General features: G+C 65.6%; 18 protein-coding genes and 1 pseudogene. 6 read left to right on the top strand and 13 right to left on the bottom strand.

What is annotated here, in order from left to right; translation table 11 throughout:
• Positions 1-60: 60 nt before the first annotated feature.
• On the top strand, positions 61-1581 hold the full coding sequence (locus ACJJV6_RS12310; protein WP_354176403.1) for a sodium:solute symporter: 1521 nt from the start codon (positions 61-63) through the stop codon (positions 1579-1581).
• A gap of 72 nt (positions 1582-1653) precedes the next feature.
• Here ACJJV6_RS12310 and ACJJV6_RS12305 read toward each other — a convergent pair whose 3' ends face one another.
• On the bottom strand, positions 1654-1881 hold the full coding sequence (locus ACJJV6_RS12305; RefSeq protein WP_009356912.1) for a hypothetical protein: 228 nt from the start codon (positions 1879-1881) through the stop codon (positions 1654-1656).
• A gap of 254 nt (positions 1882-2135) precedes the next feature.
• Here ACJJV6_RS12305 and ACJJV6_RS12300 point away from each other — a divergent pair, with 254 nt between their 5' ends.
• Positions 2136-3323, top strand: a complete 1188-nt coding sequence (locus ACJJV6_RS12300) for a VIT1/CCC1 transporter family protein (RefSeq protein WP_009356911.1) — start codon at positions 2136-2138, stop codon at positions 3321-3323.
• Positions 3324-3354: 31 nt separating this feature from the next.
• Positions 3355-4269, top strand: a complete 915-nt coding sequence (locus tag ACJJV6_RS12295) for a matrixin family metalloprotease (protein ID WP_009356910.1) — start codon at positions 3355-3357, stop codon at positions 4267-4269.
• Positions 4270-4288: 19 nt separating this feature from the next.
• Here ACJJV6_RS12295 and ACJJV6_RS12290 read toward each other — a convergent pair whose 3' ends face one another.
• The gene (locus ACJJV6_RS12290; RefSeq protein WP_009356909.1) at positions 4289-5422 is read right to left on the bottom strand and encodes an LOG family protein; all 1134 of its coding nucleotides are present in this window, start codon (positions 5420-5422) and stop codon (positions 4289-4291) included.
• Between the two features lie 217 nt (positions 5423-5639).
• Between ACJJV6_RS12290 and ACJJV6_RS12285 the strand changes: the two genes are divergently transcribed.
• On the top strand, positions 5640-6380 hold the full coding sequence (locus ACJJV6_RS12285; RefSeq protein WP_354176406.1) for a GntR family transcriptional regulator: 741 nt from the start codon (positions 5640-5642) through the stop codon (positions 6378-6380).
• 19 nt (positions 6381-6399) lie between these two features.
• Positions 6400-7293, top strand: coding sequence for a 5-deoxy-glucuronate isomerase (gene iolB / locus ACJJV6_RS12280; protein ID WP_009356908.1), 894 nt, complete (start codon positions 6400-6402; stop codon positions 7291-7293).
• 54 nt (positions 7294-7347) lie between these two features.
• On the opposite strand, the pseudogene ACJJV6_RS12275 reads toward iolB, so the two are convergent.
• Positions 7348-8564: pseudogene (locus tag ACJJV6_RS12275) on the bottom strand (MFS transporter).
• Positions 8565-8721: 157 nt separating this feature from the next.
• On the opposite strand from ACJJV6_RS12275, the gene ACJJV6_RS12270 reads away from it, so the two are divergent.
• Complete coding sequence (locus ACJJV6_RS12270; protein WP_009356907.1) at positions 8722-9171, top strand: MarR family winged helix-turn-helix transcriptional regulator; 450 nt, start codon at positions 8722-8724, stop codon at positions 9169-9171.
• Positions 9172-9188: 17 nt separating this feature from the next.
• On the opposite strand, the gene ACJJV6_RS12265 is transcribed toward ACJJV6_RS12270, so the two are convergent.
• The 10 genes from ACJJV6_RS12265 to ACJJV6_RS12220 form a co-directional block, all read right to left on the bottom strand.
• Positions 9189-10226 (bottom strand): Gfo/Idh/MocA family oxidoreductase, encoded by a 1038-nt coding sequence (locus ACJJV6_RS12265; protein ID WP_354176409.1) that lies wholly within the window; start codon positions 10224-10226, stop codon positions 9189-9191.
• Complete coding sequence (locus ACJJV6_RS12260; RefSeq protein WP_354176410.1) at positions 10223-11008, bottom strand: TIM barrel protein; 786 nt, start codon at positions 11006-11008, stop codon at positions 10223-10225. The genes ACJJV6_RS12265 and ACJJV6_RS12260 overlap by 4 nt, the downstream gene beginning before the upstream one ends.
• A complete protein-coding gene (locus ACJJV6_RS12255) occupies positions 11008-12096 on the bottom strand; it encodes a Gfo/Idh/MocA family oxidoreductase (protein ID WP_354176412.1) in 1089 nt (362 codons plus the stop codon). Before ACJJV6_RS12255 ends, ACJJV6_RS12260 begins: the two co-directional genes overlap by 1 nt.
• A 133-nt stretch (positions 12097-12229) precedes the next feature.
• The gene (locus ACJJV6_RS12250; protein ID WP_009356903.1) at positions 12230-13156 is read right to left on the bottom strand and encodes an ATP-binding cassette domain-containing protein; all 927 of its coding nucleotides are present in this window, start codon (positions 13154-13156) and stop codon (positions 12230-12232) included.
• Between the two features lie 5 nt (positions 13157-13161).
• On the bottom strand, positions 13162-14220 hold the full coding sequence (locus ACJJV6_RS12245; protein WP_009356902.1) for an ABC transporter permease: 1059 nt from the start codon (positions 14218-14220) through the stop codon (positions 13162-13164).
• A 65-nt stretch (positions 14221-14285) separates the two neighbouring features.
• On the bottom strand, positions 14286-15278 hold the full coding sequence (locus ACJJV6_RS12240) for a substrate-binding domain-containing protein (protein WP_133352048.1): 993 nt from the start codon (positions 15276-15278) through the stop codon (positions 14286-14288).
• Positions 15279-15497: 219 nt separating this feature from the next.
• On the bottom strand, positions 15498-16946 hold the full coding sequence (locus tag ACJJV6_RS12235) for a sugar porter family MFS transporter (protein ID WP_009356901.1): 1449 nt from the start codon (positions 16944-16946) through the stop codon (positions 15498-15500).
• Positions 16943-17818 carry a sugar phosphate isomerase/epimerase gene (locus ACJJV6_RS12230; RefSeq protein ID WP_354176414.1) on the bottom strand — a complete coding sequence of 292 codons (876 nt, stop codon included), beginning with the start codon at positions 17816-17818 and terminating at the stop codon, positions 16943-16945. Before ACJJV6_RS12230 ends, ACJJV6_RS12235 begins: the two co-directional genes overlap by 4 nt.
• 108 nt (positions 17819-17926) lie before the next feature.
• A complete protein-coding gene (locus ACJJV6_RS12225) occupies positions 17927-18940 on the bottom strand; it encodes a Gfo/Idh/MocA family protein (protein ID WP_009356900.1) in 1014 nt (337 codons plus the stop codon).
• 33 nt (positions 18941-18973) lie between these two features.
• Positions 18974-19885 (bottom strand): sugar phosphate isomerase/epimerase, encoded by a 912-nt coding sequence (locus tag ACJJV6_RS12220; RefSeq protein ID WP_354176416.1) that lies wholly within the window; start codon positions 19883-19885, stop codon positions 18974-18976.
• Positions 19886-19910: the final 25 nt, after the last annotated feature.

Raw genomic sequence — 19910 nt, 5'->3', positions numbered from 1 at the left:
GCTCCGGCCGTCCCCTTCCGGATACAGCCACGGCTGCCGAACAGCTCCAAGGAACCCAACATGGACGTAAGTGTCATCAACATCGCCATCGTGGTGGTGTACCTGCTCGCAATGCTGGCCTTCGGCTGGTGGGGCAAGTCCCGCACCAAGAACAACAGCGACTTCCTGGTGGCAGGCCGCCGCCTCGGACCGTTCCTCTACACAGGCACCATGGCCGCCGTCGTCCTGGGCGGAGCCTCAACGGTGGGCGGTGTGGGGCTGGGCTACAAGTTCGGCATCTCCGGCATGTGGCTGGTGGTCGCCATCGGCGCGGGCGTTCTGCTCCTGAGCCTCCTGTTCGCCGGAACCATCCAGAAGCTGAAGATCTACACGGTCTCCCAGATGCTCACGCTGCGGTACGGCAGCCGGGCGACGGAAGCCTCCGGCATCGTCATGCTCGCCTACACGCTGATGCTGTGCGCCACCTCCACCGGTGCCTACGCCACCATTTTCGTGGTGCTGTTCGGCCTGGACCGGGCACTCGCCATTGCCATCGGCGGCGCCATCGTCCTGGTCTACTCCACGGTGGGCGGCATGTGGTCCATCACGCTGGCTGACCAGGTGCAGTTCGTCATCAAGACCGTGGGCATCTTCTTCCTGATGCTGCCCTTCACGATGAATGCCGCCGGAGGCCTTGACGGGATCCGCAGCCGCGTGGACGAGAGCTTCTTCCAGATCGACGGCATCGGCCTGCAGACGATCATCACCTACTTCGTGGTCTACACCCTGGGCCTGCTCATCGGCCAGGACATCTGGCAGCGCGTCTTCACCGCCAAGACCCCCGGCGTGGCGCGCTGGGGCGGAGCAACCGCCGGCATCTACTGCATCCTCTATGGCGTTGCCGGCGCCCTCATCGGCATGGCCGCCAGCGTTGCCCTGTCCAACATCGAGATCGCTGCCAAGGACGACGTCTACGCGGAAGTGGCCCAGAACCTGCTGCCCGTCGGCATCGGCGGCCTGGTCCTGGCCGCCGCGGTTGCCGCCATGATGTCCACCGCCTCCGGTGCACTGATCGCCGCCGCCACCGTGGCCCGGGCCGACGTCCTGCCGTTCGTGGCCAGCTGGTTCGGCAAGGACATCAACACCGAGGACACGGACAACCCGGAACACGACGTCAAGGCCAACCGCATCTGGGTCCTTACGCTGGGCATCATCGCGATTGTCATTGCCATCATCACCAAGGACGTTGTGGCAGCCCTGACCATCGCCTACGACATCCTGGTGGGCGGCCTTCTCGTGGCGATCCTCGGCGGCCTGGTCTGGAAGCGCGGCACCGGCATCGCCGCAGCCGCCTCCATGGCAGCCGGCTCTGTGGTGACGCTGGGCACCATGATCATCCTGGAAATCAATGCCAAGGCACCGCTGGACGGCATCTACGCCAACGAGCCCATCTACTACGGCCTGATCGCCTCCGCCGTTGTCTACATCGCTGTCTCGCTCGCCACCCCGCCCACCGACCCGCAGGTGATGCGCAACTGGCAGCGCCGGGTCTCCGGGCAGGAGTCGGAGGAAGCCCCGGCCGAGGCTGTCACCGCCCCCTGACCCATTAGCCACGCACGACGGCGGCGCCTCCTTTCGCAATCCAGCGAAGGGAGGCGCCGCCGTCGTCAGTCGTTATTCGGTTTCGCGGACCTCGTCAGGGTCGTCCAACGGAACGGGCCGATCCTCGGCGTCGATGATGACCGGAGGCGCCTGGACCACCGGCTCCTCCTCGTCCAGGAATTCGTCCTCTGCATCCCAGTCGTCCTCATCTACCGGTGCATCCTCGGCGTAGTCGTAGGCGGGGTCCGCTTCGACGGCGTCCAGGTGCGGCATGTCCGGGTGCTGTCCGGTGGTGCTCATAATCCAACCTCCGTTTGTTCGCCTGACGTGCTCTTTTCGTGAGGGCGCTGGCTGCGCCACACCTTCATCACAACACCGCGCGGCAGGCGGGTCAATAGTCCTGCGGAGCCCTTCGCGGGCCTGCGGAACCGGTTCGGATTGAGGCGGACCGAAACCTTCCAGCGAGGTTTACCGGCCAAAAAACCCCGGATATTCGCAGTAAGCTGGGCTCTGCAATGGGGCCGCACCATGCCCTGTCCAGCCCAGGAGTTTCCGTGTCACAGCACGCCCAGCCGAACCCACCCCGCCCCTCCCCCGTACCCTCCGCTGCCGCCATGCCGGCCTCCGGGTCGGGCCCGGCACGGCAGCAGGGTGCCCAGAGGGAACCCTCGGCTGCGGACATCAAACGGTGGCGCCAGTACCTTGCTGACGAACGCGCCGAAGCGGCCGTCTACCGCGACCTGGCGCAGAACCGGGAGGGCGAGGAACGCGAGATCCTCCTGGCACTGGCCGAGGCCGAGGGCCGGCATGAGGCCCACTGGCTGGCACTGCTGGGCGACCAGGCGGGCAAGGCCACGCAGGCCTCGTTCCGCAGCCGGTTCGTCGGCTTCCTGGCCCGGCATTTCGGCTCGGTGTTCGTGCTGGCACTTGCCCAGCGGGCCGAGGGCCGATCCCCGTACGCAAAGGATCCCAACGCCACCGATGCCATGGCCGCCGACGAGCAGATCCACGAGGAAGTGGTCCGCGGCCTGGCGACGCGCGGGCGCAACCGCCTCGCCGGAAGTTTCCGCGCCGCCGTTTTCGGCGCCAATGACGGACTGGTCAGCAACCTCTCCCTGGTGATGGGTATGGCCGCCTCCGGGGTTGCCAGCAGCGTGGTGCTGCTCAGCGGCATCGCAGGCCTGCTCGCGGGAGCCATGTCCATGGGCGCCGGGGAATTCATCTCGGTCCGTTCCCAGCGCGAGCTGCTGGCTGCCACCCGGCCCACCCAGGTCACCCTGGCCGCCGCCCCCAAACTGGATATCGAGCACAACGAACTCCTCCTGGTCTACCTGGCCCGGGGTATGTCCCATGAAGCGGCCGAGCACCGCGTCCAGGAACGCATGGGGCTGTTGTCCTGCGACTGCGATCCGAGCCTGTCGCTGCAGCCGGAACTGCCCGAGGACGAGGACCAGCACGAGGCCGTCGGCACCGCGTGGGGCGCCGCGCTGTCCAGCTTCTGCTTCTTCGCCTCCGGCGCGATCGTCCCCATCCTGCCGTTCATCTTCGGCCTGACCGGGGTGGCGGCCCTGGTGGTGGCCGGCGTCCTGGTGGGCCTCGCCCTGCTGGGCACCGGCGGCATCGTGGGCCTGCTCTCCGGCACGTCCCCCCTGACCCGGGGACTGCGCCAGCTCGGCATCGGGCTGGGAGCAGCCGCCATCACCTACCTGCTGGGGCTTGTCTTCGGCACCGTGGTGGGTTGATGGCAGGCATCGCGGCCTGGGCGCGGACCCTATGACAGAGTCCCGTCCGCCGCGCCACGCCGGCGACGCACCCCGCACGGGGCTGGGATACCGGTCCGTGCTGGCCGGGGCACTCCTGCTGGCGGCAGTGTTCGGCGGCGCGCTGGCGCTGGACGATCCCCGGGTCAAGCATCTCCTGGACGTCCGGATCGGCCCCGGCAATCAGCAAGCCAAGCCGAGGGAAGGCGGCAACCCGTCCGGCGACGCCGGTGCGCCACAACCTGCCGAAGCCCGCGTTGGCACTCCTCCCCCGGGCCATGAGGAAGCAGATTCCCCGCTGGGTACCCCCGTCCCGCCCGCCGTCGGCAGCGACTCCTACCGTTTCCTGGCCGTCAACGGAGACGGCAGCCCCGTGGGGTATTCACCCTGCCGTCCGCTCCACTACGTGGTCAATGCGGATCTTGCCCCGGCCGGCTCGGAGCAGCTTGTCCCTGACGCCATCGCCACCATCTCGGCAGCAACCGGGATTTCATTCATCTATGACGGCACCACGGGAGAGCAGCCCTCGCCGCAGCGGCCGCCCTACCAGCCTGACGCCTACGGCGAGCGCTGGGCGCCGCTGCTCATCGCCTGGACCACGCCCGAGGTGGCCCCGCAGCTCGCGGGAAAGGTGATCGGCACCGGCGGCAGCACCCATTTCAGCTACGACGGCGGACCCAAGACGTTCGTCACCGGCGGGCTGGACCTGGATGCGCCGCAGATGGCCAACGAACTGCTGAATCCGGACGGCCACCTCTACGCAACCGCCGTGATCCTGCACGAGCTGAGCCATGTCATGGGCCTTGACCATGTGGAGGATCCCCGGCAGCTGATGTACCCGGAAATCGGCACACCGGAGGGGCTGTCCGCCGGTGACCTCAACGGCCTTTACGAGTTAGGCAAGGCGCAGTGCCGGAAGGACCTCTGAGCAGCGGGACTTGGCGCGGCTAGCCCCGCAGGAGCGCCACGGCGTCGTCCACCGTGTCCACCAGGAATATCCGCTCCTCCATCGCCCGGCCTGCCGCCATGGTCCGCAACAGGGGCCACGCCGGATACTCGTGTTCCCAATGGCGCCTGCCCACCAGGACCATCGGCGTGACCTTTTCCCTGGCCCCGTAGTAGTTCTCGCATGCGTCCTGGAAAATCTCCTGGATGGTGCCTGCCGCTCCGGGCAGGAAGACGATGCCGCCCTGGCACAGTTCCAGCAGGATTGCTTCGCGGATGGCGTTGGCAAAGTACTTGGCAATGGCGGTGGCGAAATAGTTGGGCGGCTCATGGCCGTAGAACCAGGTGGGGATTCCCAGTGACGGCGTTCCGCCCGGATAGCGTTCGACGACGGCCGCCGCCGCGCGTGCCCACGCCGAGACCGAGGGACGGAAACCGGGAACGGCGGCGAGCATGTCCAGCGCAGCCGGGAGCGCGCCGTCGTCCGCCTGGCTGAGGTAGGCGCCAAGGTTGGCCGCCTCCATGGCGCCCGGTCCCCCGCCGGTGGCAACGGAGAATCCGTTCTGTGCCAACAGCCTGCCGAGCCTTGCCGCCGCCGCGTAGTCCTCGCTGCCACGCTGTGCCGCGTGCCCGCCCATGACGCCCACCATGCGGCGCCCTGACCAGGGAGGGGATGCTGCCAGTTCTTCCAGCGCGTCGCCAATGGCATGGTCGTGCAAGGCAGAGGCAAGCGTCGCGTCCACCCGGTGCCGCAGCCCGGGCTGGATGCTCCACTGGTAGATCCGGGCATCGGGCAGGTCCTCGTAGCGCGCTTCCGCGAGGCCCGCATAGAGCTCCCCGGGCGTGTACAGCGTGGAACGGTACGGATTGAAAGGCACCCCCGCAAGACGGGGAAAGATCAGCGCCCCGCGCCGCCGCAGGCCGTCCTCCACGCCGTCGTCAAATGTGCAGCCCATAAACAGGGCGCCCGCCACATCCAGCCCGTCCAGGACAGCGGACCTGCCCCGCAGGTCCAGGGACTGCGCATGCCAGCCCTGCAGGTGCACCGCGCCGGCGGACACCAGCCGGTCAAAGCTTTCGAGGTCCTCCACCTCCAGGCTGTGGGGATTGGGTCCAAGGTTCCCGGACAGATTCATGCGCACCGCCACCTTCCACTGCTTATCCCCACAGCGTAGGCCACCCACAAAGCAGCGCCCGAGACCGCTGCCCCGGCCGCTGCCACCCTTGACCCTGCTATCGCGCCTGCTACGATCAGGGAAGAAAGTATGTCCTATCAAGAGAACATATGGCGGCAAAGCGGCCGAAACACCTTACGGGGCAGGCTGGAACCGCACTGTAGAACAGGAACGAAACGTGGCGAACAAGCTGGGTCTCAATATCGACCGATCCTCCCCCGTACCCCTCTACCACCAGGTGGTGCAGGGCATCGAGGCCGCGATCTACAGCGGTGTCCTTGAGCCGGGAAGCCGGCTGGACAATGAGATCGACCTCGCGGCCCAGCTGAACCTGTCCCGCCCCACCATGCGCAAAGCCATGGATGAGCTTGTCCGCTCCGGCCTGCTGGTCCGCAAGCGCGGAGTGGGAACCCAGGTGGTATCCAGCCAGGTGCGCCGTCCACTGGAGCTGTCCAGCCTGTATGACGACCTCACCAACAACGGCAAGAAACCCACCACAGACGTCCTGAGTTTTTCCCACATCGAGGCGGACGACGCCATCCTCGCAACACTCCAGCTTCCGGAAGGATCGAAGGTCTACCACTTCACCCGGCTGCGGAAGGTTGGCGGCAAACCCCTGGCCCTGATGGAGAACTGGGTCCGTGATGACATCGCGGAGATGGACCAGGCCATGCTCTCCTCCGAAGGCCTTTACTCCATCCTCCGCCGCGGCGGCGTCAACTTCCGGCTAGCCACGCAGCGGATCGGGGCCATGACCGCCAACGAATACCAGGCCTCCATGCTCGAAACCGTGGAAGGATCGGCCCTCGTGACCATGGAGCGCACAGCGGTTGACGACACCGGACGCCGGGTGGAAACGGGCCAGCACGTGTACCGCGCCGATTCCTACAGCTTTGAAATGACACTCGTACAGCGCTAACCCGCAAGGAGCACACTCCATGACCAACTGGGTCTACCCCCTTGGCACCGCCGCCGACGGCAAGTGGGACGTCTCGATCGGCACCTCCGATTCCTCCCTCACCGTGGACGGCTGGGCACACACGGGACTGAAGGTCGCCACCCTCGCCGCAGGGTCCGACGTCGTCCTTCCCGCCGCGGATGAGGAACGCATCGTAGTGCCGCTTCAGGGATCCTTCACCGTAACGGTCGACGGAACCGGCTATGAACTTGGCGGCCGCGCCTCCGTCTTTTCCGGCCCCAGCGACGTCCTGTACTCGGGAACCGGCAGGGCAGTGTCCATCAGTTCCGCCGCCGGCGGGCGTGTGGCCGTTGCCACCGCGCCCGCCAGGAACTCCTACCCCACCCGCCTGGTGACGGCCGCCGAGACTCCCGTAGAGCTGCGCGGTGCAGGAAATTGCTCCCGCCAGGTCCACAACTTCGGCACGCCCGCCGCGCTGGAGGCGGACCGTTTCATCGTGTGCGAGGTCCTCACCCCTGCCGGCAACTGGTCCTCCTACCCGCCGCACAAGCATGACGAGGAGAAAGAGGGCGAGACGCGCCTCGAGGAGATCTACTACTTCGAGACCCAGGTGGCTGCCGGAGCTGCAGCACCGGAGGACGCCGATGCCATCGGCTACCAGCGCGTCTACGCCTCGGATGAACGGCCCATCGACGTTTCGGCAGAAGTCCGCACCGGCGACGTGGTCCTGGTCCCCTACGGCTGGCACGGCCCCGCGATGGCTGCACCCGGCTACGACCTGTACTACCTCAACGTCATGGCGGGGCCTGGCCCGGTGCGCGAGTGGCTGATCAGCGACGACCCGCACCACGGCTGGGTCCGCCAAAGCTGGGACAACCAGGACATCGACCCGCGCCTGCCGTTCGGCGGCTGACACACCTGCCGCCGCCGGGATAGGCCGGGCGCTGACATCCCTCTGGCCAAAAACTCAGACCGGGGAGGGCTCCGCTTCCTTCACGGGTACGGGTGCGGGGACCTCGGCACGAGCCTGGGTCTGCTTCGCGGCTGCCGCCGCGCAGGCCATGACTGCCAGGCCCAGGCCCAGTAGGGTGATGCCGGCACCCGCCCAGATCGGTGACGTGTAGCCCAGTCCTGCCGTGATGGTGACGCCGCCGAGCCATGCGCCCAGGGCGTTGCCCACGTTGAAGGCACCGATGTTGGCGCCGGAGGCCAGGGTGGGAGCGTTGCTGGCGTACTTCATCACGCGCATCTGCAGGCCGGGCACCGTGGCGAATCCGAAGCCGCCCATCAGCAGCAGTGAGGCGATGGTCAGCGCCTGGCTGCCCGCCGTCAGCGCGAAGACCACCAGGACCACGAAGAGGGCTGCGAGCACCACCAGCAGGGTGCGGTCCACATTACGGTCTGCAGCTTTGCCGCCAAGGGTGTTGCCGGCGAACAGCCCGACGCCGAAGAGGATCAGAAGCCAGGGAACGGCAGTGGCGGCGAAGCCGGATACTTCCGTGAGCGTATAGGCGATGTAGGTGAAGGCACCGAACATGCCGCCGAAGCCGAGGATGGTCACGATGATGGAGAGCCAGACCTGGCGGGAGCGGAAAGCCGCCAGCTCGCGGCGCAGCCCGCCCGCCTCGGCCTCGGCTCCGGCAGCCTTCGGCACCAGGAACAGGATTCCGGCCAGTGCCGCCAGTCCTATGACGGCGATGGCCCAGAACGTGGCGCGCCACCCAGCAGCCTGTCCCAGCAGGGTTCCGAAGGGCACACCCAGGACATTGGCGGCGTCAGGCCGGTGAACATGAGGGCGATGGCGCCTGCCTTCTTGCTGGGAACCACCATATCGGCCGCCACCACGGCTCCGATGCCGAAGAAGGCTCCGTGCGCGAGTGCCGCGATGACCCGGCCAAGCATCATGGGCCAGTAGTCGGCGGCAGTGGCGGACAGCAGGTTGCCGGCAATGAACAGGACCAGCAGGGCGGCGAGCACGGGCTTGCGGTCGAGGCGCGTCACAGCGGCGGTCAGCCCGAGGGCTCCCACAACCACAGCCAGCGCATAGCCGGAAATAAACCAGCCGGCGGAAGCTTCGCTGACGCCGAAATCTGCTGCCACCTCGGGCAGCAGGCCCATGATGACGAATTCGGTGAGACCGATCCCAAAGCCGCCGAGGGCTAGGGCTAGAAGGCCGAGAGGCATGCGGACGCTCCTTTGAGCTGTACGTGTCGGGGGAACGCGCCTAGAATAGTTGCAGGCGCGGGATTTATTGTTGCACATGCAAATATCCCGCGCAAGCAACTATTTCCGTATCCGCTGGCGGCCGCCTCCCGGCTCCCAGCCAAAAGGAGTAAACACCATGGGCATCAAGGACGACGCCGTCGAGGTCCGCGCGCAAGGATGGCGGACCCTGGCGGCACTTCACGGCCTGATTGAAGGCGAACTTGAGCGTGCCCTCCAGGCCGGATCGAAGCTCTCAGTCGTGGAGTACACGGTCCTGGACGCACTGAGCCGCCAGGACGGCTGGCACATGCGGATGCAGCAGTTGGCCCGCGCCACAGCCCTGAGCCCCAGTGCCACCACCCGCCTGGTCAACCGGCTCGAGGACCGGGGGCTCCTCACCCGGATCCTGTGCGACGATGACCGGCGTGGCATATACACCGAGCTGACGGCAAACGGCAGCAGCCTCCTGGCGGAGGCCCGTCCCGTGCATGACGCAACGCTGGAACAGGCACTTAACGAAGCGCAGGACATCCCCGAACTGGCACCCCTCGTGGACGCCCTCCCCAAACTGCACGCAGTGAGCTGACCGGCTTTCCCTGCGTATCAGGGCATCCGGCTCGGCACCGCGCTTGCCACCCTTACCGGCAAGCCGCTCGCCAGCGACTCCTGGGCGGCGTCGGCAACCCGCGATGCTGCCACGGCGTCCTCGGGGGTGCAGGGGTTTTTCCTGCGCCCCAAAATCAGCTCCACGAATGCCTGCATTTCCGATCTGTACGCCTGGTCGAAGCGCTCCGCGAACGTTCTGTGTGGCTTCCCCGCCGGAAAGGCGACACCGGGTTCGGCGGAAACCATCGCCGACCTGTCGTCCAGCCCCACCACCAGCGATGCGGCCGAGCCCTGGATCTCCAGCCGGACATCGTGGCCCGCCCCGTTGTAGCGGCTGGCGGAGACGGTCCCTACCGTGCCGTCGTCGAACGTCACCAAAGCCAGCGCGGTGTCCACATCTCCCACGGACCCGATGGCCGCGTCACCGTTGTTCGAACCCTTGGCGTACACCTCCACGATCTCGCGGCCGGTCAGCCAGCGGAGGATATCGAAGTCGTGGACCGAACAGTCACGGAACAAACCCCCGGACGTGGCCAGGAACTCGACAGGCGGCGGCGCCACGTCGCAGGTGACGGCCCGGAGCGAATGGATCCAGCCCAGCTCCCCGGCCCGGAAGGCGCGCCTGGCCTCAAGATAGCCGGCATCAAAGCGCCGCTGGTGGCCGACCTGGACCACTCCGTTGTTGCTGCGGATGTAGTCCAGCACGGGCAGGGCGTCCTCCACGTTCATGGCGACCGGCTTCTCGCAAAAGACGGGAATCCCCGCATCCACCCCGGCGCGGATCAGCTCGGGGTGGGTCCCGGTCCCGGTCGCGATCACGAGCCCCTGGACCCCCGAGGCGAGCAGCGCCTCCACGGACGGCAGGAACTCGGCATCAAGTTCGGCCGCCACGTTGCGCGCGTGCTCCTCCGCGACGTCCGTCAGCCGGAGCCGGACGTCGATTCCGTGGAGGAGTCCATTGAGCGCTGCGATGTTGTTGGTATGCATCACCCCGATCCGGCCCACACCGACCAGGCCAAGCACTACGCTTCTCATGGCTTTTCCTCTGCGTAGACGCTGAAGGCGGCCCGGAAGGCGTCAAGGGCCGCGGTGCTGTCATCCTTCGCCCAGGCTTCCATGCCAACGGTTCCCTCATAGCCGGCGTCTGCGAGCGCCCGGGCCACTGCCCCGTAATTGATCTCCCCGGTGCCGGGTTCACAGCGGCCGGGCACGTCCGCCACCTGGATCTCACCGATGTACGGCAGGGCGGACCGCACCAGTTCGATCAGGTTTCCCTCCCCCAACTGGGCGTGGTACAGGTCCAGCATCATCCTGGCATGCGGATGGGCGGCCGCTTCCACCAGCGCCAGCGTGTCCTTGGCCCGCGCCAGGGGGATCCCGGGGTGGTCCAGGATCGTATTGAGGTTTTCCAGGCAAAAGGTTACGCCGTGCCTTTCGCCCAACCTCCCGAGCCGTTCCAGGGTCCGCGCACCCGTGGCCCACATGCGGCCGGTGGAACGGTACACGGGGCGGGCGGCCCGGCCGTCCACCAGTTCGCCGGGGTGCACCACCATGCGGCTGACCCCGAGTTCCAGGGCAGTGGGAATCAACGCTTCGGCGGTGCGGACCACGTCGTCGGCAGTGTCCGGGTCCACCAGGCTGCCGGCCGAGTAGCCCGTCATGGAGGAAAAGACGGCACCGGTGGCCTTCAGTGCCTGGAGGTCCTTGCCACGCGAATCCCAGATCTCGACGTCGAATCCGGCCTCGTGGATCCTCTTGACCCGCTCAACAAACGGAAGGTCGGTGAAGACCATTTCCGCGCAGACCGCGAGGCGCATCAGACGGCTGCCTTCTCAGCGACGGGAACCGGGGCACCGCTCTTGACGGACTCGATGCAGGCGAGCGCCATGGCCAGCGCCCGGCGGGCGTCGGCAGCCCCCGGGGTGAGGGTGACACCCGACGACGGTACGGGCCCGCCGTCGCGCTTTGCCCGCACTGCCGCGGCGAAATCGGCGAGTTCGTCCGTGTATGCCTGGCGGAAGAGCTCGATGTTGAGCCGCGGGGTATCTGCGGAAAGCCCGTCCGCGGTGTAGCGGCGTGCTGCTGTTTCCGTGGAACGTCCGGCCTGCACCATGCCTTTCGAGCCGAAGACCTCGCCGCGGATGTCATACCCGTAAAGTGCGCTGAAGTTGGCCTCGGCCACTGCGATGGCGCCGTTGCTGTACCGGATGGTCACCACGGCGGTGTCCAGGAAACCTTGGTCACGCAGGGACGGCTCCACGAGCGCATCGGCCACAGCGTAGACTTCCACGGGCTCGGCACCCTCATTGAGCCAGTTGAGGGTGTCAAAGTCGTGGATGAGGGTCTCCAGGAAGATGGTCCAGGCGGGCACCCTTGCTGCATTGGGGATGCTTCCGTTGCCGGGATCCCGTGTCAGCGAGCGCAGGAGCTGCGGTGTCCCGGCAACACCGTCCGCCAGGTCTTTCTTGGCGGCCCGGAAATCGTCCGCGTACCGGCGGTTGAAACCGATCTGGAAGTGCACGCCCGCTTCCTCTACCGCGGTGAGTGCGGCGTCGAGCTCCTCCAGTCCCTGCCCGCCCGGCTTTTCGCAGAAGACGTGTTTCCCCGCAGCAGCTGCCTGCGCAATCAACGGGGCATGGAAGCGTGCAGGGCTGGCAATGACGACGGCGTCGATGTCCGGGTCGGCCAGGAGGTCGTCTGCGCTGGCCGTGACCTTTGAGGTGCCAAGTTCCCCGGCCAGTGCACGGGCGGATTCGACGTTGGGGTCTGCGATGGCGGCCAGAATGGTGCCCGGGACACGGCGGGCGATGCTTTCCGCATGGAAGGCGCCCATCCAGCCGGAGCCGATGAGCCCGATCCGGACCGGGGCCGCGCCTTGTGGTGGATCCTGGATGATGTAAGCCATTGGCTCGTCCTTTCAAGTAGTCAGAACAGGTGGAAGTTCAGTCGGGTGAGCGTCCCGGGAATCCAGAACGGAGGACACCCGCAGGCGGCCGGGCCCGTCCGGATTCTCCGGCGGGCCCGGCGCAGGTGTCCTGCTACACGTGCCGCGGGCTGTCTTCCTTCAGCGACTCGGAGGTGTGGGCAACCTCGGCCTGGACCTCCTTGACCACGTCGCCGTGTCCGCCCAGCTGTTCAAGCTCGTGGGCGAGTTCGGCGAGTTCGGCGCCACCGGCCATCTGGGCGGTGAGCTCGTCCAGGGTGATGTCCTTCTTGTCGTAGTAGCCGATCGACTTTCCGCGCTTGAGCAGCAGGAAGCGGTCCCCGACAGGGAAGGCATGGTGGGGGTTGTGGGTAATGAAGATGACTCCAAGGCCGCGGTCCCGCGCCTGGAGGATGTAGCGCAGGACCACGCCTGACTGCTTCACGCCGAGGGCCGCCGTCGGCTCGTCCAGGATCAGGACCTTGGCGCCGAAGTACACCGCCCGGGCAATGGCGACGCACTGCCGCTCACCGCCGGAGAGCTGGCCAATGGGCTGCTCGACGTCGCGCAGGTCGATGCCCATGTCGGCGAGTTCCTTCTTGGTGACGTCCTTCATCGTCTGGACGTCCAGCTTCTTGAAGGGCCCGAAGCCGGTGGTCAGCTCCGAGCCCAGGAAGAAGTTGCGCCAGATGGGCATCAGGGGAACCACGGCTAGGTCCTGGTAGACGGTTGCGATGCCGACATCCAGGGCGTCCCGCGGCGAACTGAACTTGCGCTCCTCCCCCATGACCTTCAGGACGCCTTCGTCGTGCTGGTGCAGCCCGGCGATGATCTTGATCAGGGTGGATTTGCCGGCACCGTTGTCGCCAAGGACGCAGGTGACCCGGCCGTTGTCCACGGCCATCGTGACGTCGGTGAGGGCGACGATGCTGCCGTAGTGCTTGCCCACGCTCTCCAGGGAAAGCAGGTGGACGGGGGTGTGGGTCAGCGGGTCCTTCTCATCCTTGAGGAGCTGCTGCTGGTCGATTTGATTGGCACTCATGGTTATCAGCCCTTACTTGCGTCTGCGCGCCGCTTGACGATCAGGTTCACGATGGTGGCCAGGAGCAGCATCAGGCCCAGGAAGAACTTGAACCAGTCGGGGTTCCACTGGGCGTAGACGATACCTTTGTTGGCCATGCCGAAGATGAAGGCGCCGATCGCGCCACCCACTGCCGAGCCGTAGCCGCCCGTGAGGAGGCAGCCGCCGATGACTGCGGCGATGATGTAAAGGAACTCGTTGCCCACGCCTTCTCCGGACTGCACGGCGTCGAAGGCGAACAGGTTGTGCATGCCAAGGACCCAGCCGCAGAAACCGACGGCCATGAAGAGGCCGATCTTGGTTGCCTTGACCGGCACGCCCACGGCACGTGCGGCGTTCGCGTCGCCGCCTACGGCGAATATCCAGTTGCCCACCTTGGTCCGCAGCAGCACCCAGGATGCCACGGCGACAAGCGCGATCCAGATGAAGACAGTGTTGTTGACGTCCACGCCGCCGATTTTGACCGAGGAGGCGAAGACCGCCCGGGCTGCCTGGTAGCCGTCCATGTCGGAAATCGACGGGGAGGACACGCCCCCGCCGATCATGCGGGTCAGTCCGAGGTTGAGGCCCGTCAGCATCAGGAATGTGGCGAGGGTGACGATAAAGCTCGGCAATTTGGTCTTCATCAGGATCCAGCCGTTGATGAAGCCGATGCCCAGGGACACGACGAGCGCCAGGACCACGCCCACCCACACGTTCATGCTGAAGTACCAGCTGAACATGGAGGCGGTGAGGGCGGAGCTGATGACGGCGACGCCGGTGGAGAGATCGAACTCCCCGCCGATCATCAGCAGTGACACCCCAACTGCCATGATGCCGATGGTGGAGCTGCCGTACAGGACGGTGGCAAAGGCGTTCGGCTGGATGAACGTCTGTGAGACGGAGGCGAAAAAGACGAAGAGGACGATGGCGCCGACGAGGGCGCCCACTTCGGGACGTGCCAGGAGCTTCTGGAAAGGGTTGCGCTTGATGAGTCGCTCGTCGCGCAGCGCCGGGGGCTTTGTCACGCTCTGGGTGATGGTCATGATGGTTCTCCTACCTAGGGCCGGGTCCGTGGCCCGGGGCCGCGGACCCGGCGGGAGGGGTGTCCCTAGCGGACACCCTCCTTGGCGAATTCGAGGACGGCGGGAGCGGTTTCCTGATCAACGATCGAGGGACCGGTCAACACAGGCTGGCCGCCGCCGACCTGGAAGCCGCCGCGCTTGGCCTGCCAGAGCGCATCAATGGCGCCGTAGCCCTGCAGCCACGGCTGCTGGTCCACCGTGAAAGCGATCTCGCCGTCAACAATTTTTTGGGCGAGTTCGGCATTCATGTCGAAGGAGGCGACTTTTGCTTTGCTCCCGGCGCTGGTCACGGCTTTCAGGATGGTGAGTGTGTAGGGTGCGCCGAGACCGATAATGGCGTCAGCGTCGGCGGTTGCCTGGAGTTTGGCGGTGACCGTTGAGGAAACCTGGGCCATGTCGGTGCCGGGCACGTAGAGGATTTCTGTTCCGGCCACTTTTTCCTTGACACCGGCGCATCGGGCTTCGAGGCCCACATGCCCCTGTTCCTGGATGACGCAGATGGGGTGGTCGAGCCCCAGTTCGCTGAGCTTGGATCCGACGGCGGCACCGGCGAGTTTCTCGTTGGAGCCGAAGTGGGTGAAGGCGCCAAGCTGGGCGGAGACAGATTCGCCGGCATTCAGGCTGACAACCGGGATGCCAGCGTCGGTCGCCTTTTGCAGGGCGTCCTTGAGGGCGTCCGGCTTTGCCAGTGTTACTGCGATGCCGTCGACCTTCTGGTCGATTGCCTGCTGGATCAGCTGTGCCTGGCGTCCGCCTTCAGGGTCCGAGGTGTACAGCAACTCCACATTGTCCTTCGCGGAGGCTTCCTCCGCGCCCTTCCGGACGATGTCCCAGAAGGTGTCCCCCGGAGCGGCGTGGGTGATCAGGGCGATCTTCATGCGTTCAGTGGTGGCAACCTGGCCGCCGCCCGTGGTGCCGGCTTGCTCAGTCCTGCCGCCGGTGCTGGAGCAGGCGCTCAAAGCCATCATGGGTGCAACCGCTGCCACCAGGGCCGCTTTCCGCCAGGAAAACTTCTTCACGATAAATCTCCTTTGATTCAGGCCCTCACGCACGCTTCCTTACGTGCATTCTTTTGCCTTCCCCTCGATCATGGTGACCCGGTTCACAAAAGTCAAGACTTTGTCCTGTCATTAGCATGTTCTTACGTAGGAAAAGCCTTGTGTCTTAAACACGCAATGCCCCGCTGAGAGAGTTCTCAACGGGGCATTGCGGGGCGTGGTGGGACAGGAGTCTGTCCGCTACACGCGTCCACCTGCGGGGACTTCCGCTGGGGCACCTGCCAGGTTCTTGAAGTAGTGTTCCAGGTCCTCAAGGCTCTTGTCCTTGGTCTCCGGAACGTACTTCGCCGCAAAGGCAATGGCCCCCACGCCCAGGACTGCGAACACGAAGAAGGTGTTGGACAGCCCTATCGCGGCGAGGAGCTGGGGGAAACCGAAGCCCACCAGGAAGTTCACGATCCACAGGACAAAGGCGGACGCTCCCATGCCCAATCCGCGGATCTTTAGCGGGAAGATCTCAGACAACATAAGCCAGGTCACCGGAGAGATGGCGCCCTGCTGGAAGGCAAGGAACGTCACTGTCAGCGACAGGATGACGAAGCCGCGGGCAGCGCCCTCTGGCAGGATCAGTGAGAAAAGGCCAATCAACAGCAGGGCCGACGTCGTTCCCACCTGCCCGGTGATGAGCATCCGCCTGCGCCCCACCCTGCCCAGCAGCCAGATGCCCACGAAGGTGGCGAGGACAGAGATCACGCCGTTGGCGATGTTGGCCGTCAGCGCCGCCTCCCGGCCGAACCCGGACTCGGCCAGGATCTGGGTGCCGTAGTACATGATGGAGTTCACGCCGGTGATTTGCTGGATGACCGCCAGGCCCAGGCCCACGAAGAAAATCCTGCGAAGCCACGGGATGCCCAGGTCCTTCCACGTGCCCATCTTGGACTTGTAGTCCTCCACGGCCATCGCCTTGACCTCTTCGAACTCCGCGCGCGCGTCCTCCTGCGAGCGGATGCGCTGCAGCACGCTGAGGGTCTCGCCGAAGCTGCCCATCGAGGCCAGCCACCGCGGGCTCTCCGGCATGAAGTTCATGCCGATCCACAAGGCAATGGCCGGCAGGGTGGCGATGACGAGCATCCAGCGCCAGATGCCGCCGGACTCTCCGAAGGTGTTGCCCAGGTAGGCGTTGAAGATGAAGGCGAGCAGCTGGCCGGTGACGATCATCAGCTCGTTCTGGGTGACGATCCGTCCGCGGCGTGCGCTGGGGGAAACCTCCGCGAGGTACACGGGGACGGTCACCGAGGCACCGCCGACGGCGAGGCCCAGCACGAACCGGGCGGCGATCATCACCTCGGTGCTGGGTGAGAACGTGCAGGCAAGGGTGCCCACCAGGAAGATGATGGCCAGGACCATGATCATCTTGCGCCGGCCATTCCGGTCAGCGAGACGGCCGCCGAACAATGCGCCGAAGGCTGCACCGAACAGCAGCGACGACGTCACCAGGCCCTCGGTCAGCGGCGTCAGGCCCAGGTCCTCCTGCATATACGGCAGGGCTCCGTTGATGACGCCGGTGTCATAGCCGAACAGCAGGCCGCCGAACGTGGAAATGATGGTGACGGTCCGGAGCGCCTTTTTGTGGTTGCCGGGCTGCTTCCCTGCTTTTGGCGCCGCGGATAAGGGGTGCGCCTCACTCATGCAGTGACCTTCTGGACGTACTGCTTCATGGTCTCCAGCTGGTAGCGGGACACCTCTTCGGCGTTCTCGTCCTCGGCGAAAACGCTGGAGACCATAACGGTGTCGTCCCGGTCCAGGAAACCGATCTCGTTCAAACCGCCGAAGAACTCATCCCAGTTGACGTCGCCGTCGCCGATCTTCAGGTGCTGGTGTACCCGGACCGGGTTGCCCGGCGGGTTGGTGATGTAGCGAAGGCCGTGGGAGGCATGGTGGTCCATGGTGTCCGCCACGTGGACCAGGCGCAGTTTGTCCCCTGCGGCGCGCATGATATCCAGCGGCGAGTTCCGCATATGGAAGCTGTGCGAGGCGACGTACACCATGCCCACGTTCTTGGAGTTCACACCACGGATCACGCGGATGGCGGCCAGGCCTTCCTCCACGAAGTCGTCAGGGTGCGGGTCGATGAGCAGGTCGATGCCTTCCCGCTCGATGATGGGCAGCAGTTCCTCCATGGAGCGGTAGAAGGCGCGTTCTGATTCCTCGGCCTTTTCCGGGCGGCCGCTGAACTCGGTGTTCATGGTGCTGACGCCAAGGTCAACCGTGATCTGGATGGCGCGCTTCCAGTAACGGACCGCCGCCTCGCGGGCGCCCTCGTCCGGGCCGGACCAGCGGAGCACCGGGAGTACGGAAGCGATTTCAATCCCCGCGTTCCTGCAGGCCTTGTTCAACTGGCCCACCAGTTCATCGTCCGCTTTGGGGTGGTTGTAGAAGGGGATGAAGTCCGCATGCGGCGTCATCTGCATGTATTTGTAGCCGAGATCCGCTACCACCTTGGGAAACTCGAGCAGGCTGTGCGAGTGGTGGAAGGGTGTGGGGTCAAGGGCTATTTTCACGTAAAACACTCCATCGTGGAACAGTAAGACTGAAGGAGTTTTTGTCCGGATACGGCGGGCTGCAACGCCCTGAAGTCGCTTTATCTGGACAAAAACTCCCAGCGGCGGCTACTTGTACAGGTCCGGCTTGGCAGCCAGCTTCACGGCCACCTTTTCGCCGTTCTTCTGCGCTTCAACGCCGGCTTCGCAGCAGGCGGCGGTGGCGTAGCCATCCCAGGCCGAGGGTCCGCCGATTTCACCGTTCAGTGCCGCGTCCACCCAGGACTGGATTTCGACGTCGTATGCGGCACCGAAGCGTTCTTCGAAGCCGGGGGTGACGTTGCCGCCCCAGTGGCCGGCGCTGCGCGTGTAAGGACCCTGGTCCCCGCCGATGCTGACAATGCCGTCCTCGAAGGACGCCTGGGTGGCCACCTCGTAGCCGAACTTGGCGTTGACGAAGATTTCGACGTCGGCCAGGACACCTGATTCGGTTTCAAGCAGGACGTGCTGGGGATCGTGCTGGCCGGAGGGGGCGTTCCTGCTGGCCTTGCCAAGGCGGACCTGGACGCTGGTGATTTCCTCGCCGGTGAAGAAGCGGATGGCGTCGAACTCGTGCACCACGGAGTCGTTGATCAGCATTTCGTTGGTGAAGCCCTCTGGCGTGGAGGGGTTGCGGTGCTGGTGGTGCAGCATGAGCAGCTCACCGAGTTCGTGGTCACGGATGATCTTGCCCAGCGAGGCGTATTCGGCGTCGAAGCGGCGCATAAAGCCGACCTGGATGCGCTTGCGGCCGAGCTCAACCTCGGCCTGGACAATCTTCCAGGCCGATTCGGCGTCCGGGGTCAGGGGCTTTTCGCAAAGGATGGGGATGTCCTTGGCGATGGCCTTGAGCAGGATGTCCTCGTGCAGGAATCCGGGGGTTGCGATCAGGACGGCGTTGACGTCGCCGTTGTTGAGCGCTTCCTCGGCGTCGGCCAGGGCGACGGCGCCCGGGATGCCTTCGACGGCGGCCTGCGCACGCGCCAGGTCGACGTCGACGACGGCGGCAACTTCGGCGCCGTGGATGCGCTTGTTGAGGCGCTGGATGTGGTCGGCGCCCATGCGTCCGGCACCGATGACGGCTACGCGGAGGGTTTCAGTCATTGTTCTGTCCTTCGATGTCTGTGGTGGGTGAGGTCAGTTGACCGCAGTACGGGATCCGCAGGAGAGCAGGTAGTTCCGGGTCCGCTTGGCGATGGGCATGGGCACATCGAACGCGACGGGGTACATGTCCTGCTCCACGATGCCGAAGATGGGCCGGTTCAGCGCCTCCACCGCTTCAATGACGGCGCGCAGGTCCGGCAGCCCGTTCGGGGGTTCGGTCATGACGCCGGCCAGGTTCGCTGCCGCCCAGGTCATGTTCTCCTCGTTGACCTTCTTGAGGATCTCCGGGTTGATCTGCTTCAGGTGCAGGTAGCCGATCCGGTCCGGGTAGTTCTTTATCAGGTCCAGGCTGGACGCTCCGCAGTATTCGGCGTGTCCGGTGTCGAGGCAGAGGTTCAGGTACTGCGGATCGGTGGCGCCCAGCAGCGTCTCGATGTCGGCCTGGGCGCCGACGTGGGAGTCGGCGTGGGAGTGGAACTGCTGATTCAGGCCGAAGTCTTCCAGCAGGGTCTTGCCAAGGCGGTTGTGGCCTGCGAACAGGTCGCTCCAGGCCTTGTCGCTCAGTGTGCCGCTTTCCACTGCTTCGCCGGTGACGTCGTCCCGCCACATCGCCGGAATGACCACCATATGTTCACCGCCCATGGCCGCGGTGAGTTCGGCGACCTTGCGGGCTGGTTCCCAGGCGGTTTCCCACTGGTCCAGGCCGCGGTGGAAGGCGGTGAAGACTGTACCTGCCGTGACCTTGAGGTCGCGCTGCTTCAGCTCTTCGGCCAGGCGGGTGGGGTCTGTCGGGAGGTAGCCGTAGGGGCCGAGCTCGATCCACTTGTAGCCGGATTCGGCCACCTCGTCGAGGAACCGCTCCCACGGCGTCTGCTTGGGATCGTCCGGGAACCAGACACCCCAGGAGTCCGGAGCGGTACCGATTATCAGCTTGTTCTCAGTCATTGTCAGTTCCTTAGGAGGGTTTCGA

The sequence above is a fragment of the Arthrobacter nitrophenolicus genome (assembly GCF_045833485.1).
Taxonomy (GTDB): domain Bacteria; phylum Actinomycetota; class Actinomycetes; order Actinomycetales; family Micrococcaceae; genus Arthrobacter; species Arthrobacter nitrophenolicus.
Note: the sequence above shows the minus strand (reverse complement) of the source record. Positions and strands in the feature narration are given on the sequence as shown.